The sequence below is a fragment of the Accumulibacter sp. genome (genome assembly GCF_031732815.1).
GTDB lineage: Bacteria > Pseudomonadota > Gammaproteobacteria > Burkholderiales > Rhodocyclaceae > Accumulibacter.
Genome location: NZ_JAVMKF010000144.1, coordinates 1 through 4,687, shown reverse-complemented (window position 1 = coordinate 4,687; position 4,687 = coordinate 1). Strand labels below are relative to the sequence as shown.

Sequence of the window (4,687 nt, the reverse complement as noted above, 5' to 3'; positions counted from 1 at the left end):
ACACCTCGCTGTCGATCGCCGTCGCCAGCAGGTCCAGGCGATGCAGCGACTCCTGCTGCAACTGCCGCAAACCCTGGCGCTCCGCCAGCAGATAGCCACCGACGCCGGCAACGGCCAGCAGCAGGAGCAGAGCGCCGACGTCGAGCCACTTGCGCCGGGAAGCACGCGGGCGATCAGTTGCAGCGGCAGGAATGGGGATCATTGACAATGGCGGACCGAAGGGATCAACGGAGCGACCCTCATTGTACGCAATCGGACGCCCCAGCCCGACCCCCGGGCCCGCTGCCCGATCGACGCCTCAGCCCATCTGGCGGGGCGCCGTCAGCACCTCCGGGCGCAGCACCTGATCGAGTTCCTCGCGCGACATCAGCCCCATCTCCTCGACCAGCTCGGCGACGCCGCGCCCGGTGCGCAAGGCTTCCTGGGCGACGCGCGTGGCATTCTCGTAACCGACGTACGGATTGAGTGCCGTCGCCAGCCCGGCCGACGTGCGCACGCGTTCGGCCAGCAGTTCCCTGTTGGCCGTGATGCCGACGACGCAATGCTGCGTCAGCGTGCGGCAACCGGCGGCGAGGTGCTCGACGCTCTTGAACAGGCTGTGCGCGATGATCGGCTCGAAGGCATTCAGCTGCAGTTGCCCACCCTCGGCGGCCATGGTGATCGTCACGTCGTTGCCGATCACCTCGAAGGCGATCTGGTTCACCACTTCCGGAATCACCGGATTCACCTTGCCCGGCATGATCGACGAACCGGCGGCACGCGGCGGCAGGCGGATCTCGTTGAGGCCGGCCTGCGGCCCGCTGGAAAGCAGGCGCAGGTCGTTGCAGGTCTTCGAGAGCTTGCTGGCGATGCGCTTCAGCACACCGGAAAGCTGCACGAAGGCACCGCAGTCCTGCGTCGCCTCGATCAGGTTCGGCGCCGCTTCCAGCGGCAGGCCGGAAAGCTGGGAAAGGTGGCGGATCGCCATCTTTGCGTAACGGATGTCGGTGTTGATGCCGGTGCCGATCGCCGTCGCGCCGAGGTTGATCTCGCGGATCAGCGCGATCGCCTCGTGCAGGCGCGCCTCATCCTCGCCCAGCATCACCGCGTAGGTCGAGAACTCCTGGCCGAGCGTCATCGGCACCGCGTCCTGCAATTGCGTACGGCCGATCTTGAGGATGTCCTTGAACTCCTCGGCCTTCGCCTCGAAGGCACCGCGCAGGCCGGCCATCGCCGTGAGCAGGTTGCCGATGGAAAAACAGGTGGCGACGCGCAGCGCCGTCGGATAGACGTCGTTGGTGCTCTGCGACATGTTCACGTGGTTGATCGGGTGCAGGTAGGCGTAGTCGCCCTTCTGCCGCCCGAGCAGTTCGAGCGCGCGGTTGGCAATCACCTCGTTGGCATTCATGTTGGTCGAGGTGCCGGCACCGCCCTGGATGACGTCGACGACGAACTGGTCGTGCAGCTTGCCGCCGGCGACTTCCTGGCAGGCGGCGACGATGGCGTCGGCGCGCGTCGCGTCGAGCTGGCCCAGTTCCTTGTGCGCCAGCGCGGCAGCCTGCTTGATCAGCGCCAGCGCCCGCACCAGTTCCGGATAGCTGCCGATGGGCTTGCCGGTGATCGGATAGTTCTCGATCGCGCGCAGCGTGTGCACGCCCCAGTAGGCCTGTGCAGGTACCGGTGCGTCGCCGAGCAGGTCGTGCTCAATTCGGGTATTCATGGCTGTCTCCTTCGTAATTTTTGAATGAGCGCTCCCCTGCGTCTGGATGCGCATGCTGCAAAAGTGTTCAGGGGAAGACACCGGCCCACCGAAGCGGGCCGGTTGCTGCGATCAGTGATGCAGGATCTTGGCGAGGAACTGCTGCGCCCGGTCGGAGCGCGGCTTGCCGAAGAAGTCGTCCTTCGTTGCATCCTCGACGATCAGGCCGTGGTCCATGAAGATGACGCGATGCGCGACGGTCTTGGCGAAGCCCATCTCGTGCGTCACGCACATCATGGTCATGCCTTCCTGCGCCAGCTCGACCATGACGTCGAGAACCTCGTTGATCATCTCCGGATCGAGGGCCGAGGTCGGCTCGTCGAACAGCATGCAGATCGGGTCCATCGCCAGCGCACGGGCGATCGCCACGCGCTGCTGCTGGCCGCCGGAGAGCTGGCCCGGGTGCTTGTGCGCATGCGCCTTGAGGCCGACGCGATCGAGCAGCTTGAGGCCCTTGTCACGTGCCTCGTCCTTCGAGCGGCCGAGCACCTTCTCCTGCGCGATCGTCAGGTTCTCGGTAATGGTCAGATGCGGGAAAAGCTCGAAGTGCTGGAACACCATGCCGACATGCGAGCGCAGCTTCGGCAGGTTGGTCTTCGGATCGCCGACCGAGGTGCCATTGACGATGATCTCTCCGGACTGGAAAGGCTCCAGTGCATTGACGCACTTGATCAGCGTCGACTTTCCCGAACCGGACGGGCCGCAGACAACCACGACCTCGCCCTTGTTCACATGGGTGGTGCAGTCGGTCAGTACCTGGAACTGACCGTACCACTTGGAAACGTTCTTGATTTCGATCATTTCACGAACCTCGCTTGCAGACGCTTCACCAGCTGCGAGGCGGAGAAGCAGATGACAAAATAGATCAGGCCGGCGAAGAGCAGCAACTCAACCAGACGGCCATCGCGGTCGCCCACCTTGTAGGCGGTGCCGAAAAAGTCGGAGAGACCGATCACATACACCAGCGACGTATCCTGGAAGAGGATGATGGCCTGCGTCAGCAAGAGCGGCGTCATATTGCGGAAGGCCTGCGGCAGCACGATCAGGCGCATCGTCTGCCCCGGCGTGAAGCCGAGTGCAAGGCCGGCACCGACCTGCCCCTTGGGCACGCTCTGGATACCCGCCCGGATGATTTCCGAGTAGTAGGCCGCCTCGAACAGCGCAAAGGCCACCAGGGCAGACGTCAGCCGGATGTCACCGATGTCGTTGCCGAAGATCGCCTTCAAGCCCTGCGGCACGATCAGGTAGAACCACAGGATCACCATCACCAGCGGCACCGAGCGGAACAGGTTGACGTAGCCCGCGGCAAGCTTGGCGACTACGGGATTGCTGCTCAGGCGGGCAACCGCGAGGATAGTGCCCCAGACGATGCCGACGACGATGGCGGTGATCGTCACCTCCAGCGTGACCAGCAGGCCCTTGGCCAGCAGCGGAATGGCCCCGGGAATGGAAGTCCAGTCAAATTCGTACATGGCTCATTTCCCCCCGATGAAGCCCGGCACGCGGACCTTCTCTTCCAGACGACGCATGAGGAACATCACCGTCACGTTGATCAGCAGATACATCACGGTCACCGCGATGAACGCCTCGTAGGGCTGCGCCGTGTAGTCGACCAGCTGCTGCGCCTGCCGCGACAGCTCGATCAGACCGATCGTCGTGGCCACCGCCGAGTTCTTGAAGATGTTGAGGAACTCCGAAGTGAGCGGCGGCAAAATCACACGGTAGGCCATCGGCATCAGCACGTGGCGATACACCTGCGGCAAGGTGAAGCCCATGGCCAGACCGGCGTTCTTCTGCCCCTTGGGCAGCGATTCGATGCCGGAGCGGACCTGCTCGGCGACGCGAGCGGACGTGAACAGCCCCAGGCAGATCATCGCCGCGAAGAACTGCTGCCAGAGCGGATTGCTCTGCTTGATGGCGTTGCCGAGGCCTTGCGGCAGCAACTCGGGCAGCACGAAATACCAGATGAAGAGCTGCACGAGCAGCGGGATATTGCGGAAGAGTTCGACCCAGGCGGTGGCGAATCCCGATAGCCATCGGTTCGGCACCGTGCGCAGCACACCGATGATCGACCCGACGACGAGTGCGATCACCCAGGCCGACAGCGACAGCGACACCGTCCACTTGAAGCCGGTGATCAACCAGCCCAGATAGGTATCGTCGCCGGTGGCGGACGGCTGCAGGAAGACTTCCCAGTTCCAGTTATAGGCCATGGTTTAGTCAGCAGAAAAGTTGCGGGAGTGCTGCACGGGTGCAGCACGGTAAAACGGGGCTACGGCATTCCGTTCACGGCGCGTGGCTGACGCGAAGACCAGCCGCAGGCAGTGCGAACAGCACGGCAAGGCGCAGTCGACAAAGTCAGCCGCGCGCCGGGGACGGAATGAAATTACTCGTAGGCCTTGTCGTTGGGTGCCTTATGCAGCGCCTTCATGTCATCCGACATCGGCATGTTGAGGTTAAGGCCCTTAGGCGGCACCGGGTTCATGAACCACTTGGCGTAGATCTTGTCGATATCGCCCGAGGTCTGCAGCTTCGCGATGGCGCCATCGACCACCTTCTTGAAACCCGGGTCATCCTTGCGCAGCATGCAGCCGTACGCTTCCTTCGACTGCGCGGTACCGACGACAGCCCAGTCGGCCGGACGCTTGGCCTTGGCCATTTCACCGTAGAGCAGCGCATCGTCCATCATGAAGGCGACGGCACGGCCGGTTTCCAGCGTCAGGAAGGATTCGCCGTGGTCCTTGGCCGAGATGATGTTCATCTTCATGCCCTTCTCTTCGTTCATCTTCTTCAGGATGCGCTCGGAGGTCGTGCCGGCGGTGGTCACGACATTCTTGCCGGCGAGATCGGCGAAATCGTTGATGCCGGAATCCTTCTTGGTCTGCAGGCGGGTACCGATGATGAAGAAGGTGTTGGAGAAGCTGACCTGTTTCTGGCGCTCGGTGTTGT

General features: G+C 63.2%; 5 protein-coding genes and 1 pseudogene. All 6 read right to left on the bottom strand.

The features are described 5' to 3' along the window. Nucleotides 1-202 (bottom strand): annotated as a pseudogene (locus RKP46_RS09935) (sensor histidine kinase); the annotation flags it as partial. 96 nt (nucleotides 203-298) lie between these two features. Beyond that, nucleotides 299-1,699 (bottom strand): aspartate ammonia-lyase, encoded by a 1,401-nt coding sequence (gene aspA, locus RKP46_RS09930; protein ID WP_311106498.1) that lies wholly within the window; start codon nucleotides 1,697-1,699, stop codon nucleotides 299-301. A gap of 111 nt (nucleotides 1,700-1,810) precedes the next feature. Beyond that, entirely contained in the window at nucleotides 1,811-2,539 is a 729-nt protein-coding gene (locus tag RKP46_RS09925) for an amino acid ABC transporter ATP-binding protein (protein WP_311106497.1), read from the bottom strand. After that, complete coding sequence (gene gltK, locus RKP46_RS09920) at nucleotides 2,536-3,210, bottom strand: glutamate/aspartate ABC transporter permease GltK (protein WP_311106496.1); 675 nt, start codon at nucleotides 3,208-3,210, stop codon at nucleotides 2,536-2,538. The genes RKP46_RS09925 and gltK overlap by 4 nt, the downstream gene beginning before the upstream one ends. Nucleotides 3,211-3,213: 3 nt before the next feature. Further along, nucleotides 3,214-3,951: an amino acid ABC transporter permease gene (locus RKP46_RS09915; protein WP_311106495.1), complete on the bottom strand. Its 738-nt coding sequence runs from the start codon at nucleotides 3,949-3,951 to the stop codon at nucleotides 3,214-3,216. Between the two features lie 173 nt (nucleotides 3,952-4,124). Next, a partial coding sequence (locus RKP46_RS09910) for a transporter substrate-binding domain-containing protein (RefSeq protein WP_311106494.1) occupies nucleotides 4,125-4,687 on the bottom strand: 563 nt, incomplete at its 5' end.

Coding starts and splice junctions, on each gene's coding strand:
- RKP46_RS09925 (WP_311106497.1), bottom strand. CDS start 2,539: ATGATCGAAATCAAGAACGTTTCCAAGTGGTACGGTCAGTTCCAGGTA.
- aspA (WP_311106498.1), bottom strand. CDS start 1,699: ATGAATACCCGAATTGAGCACGACCTGCTCGGCGACGCACCGGTACCT.
- gltK (WP_311106496.1), bottom strand. CDS start 3,210: ATGTACGAATTTGACTGGACTTCCATTCCCGGGGCCATTCCGCTGCTG.
- RKP46_RS09915 (WP_311106495.1), bottom strand. CDS start 3,951: ATGGCCTATAACTGGAACTGGGAAGTCTTCCTGCAGCCGTCCGCCACC.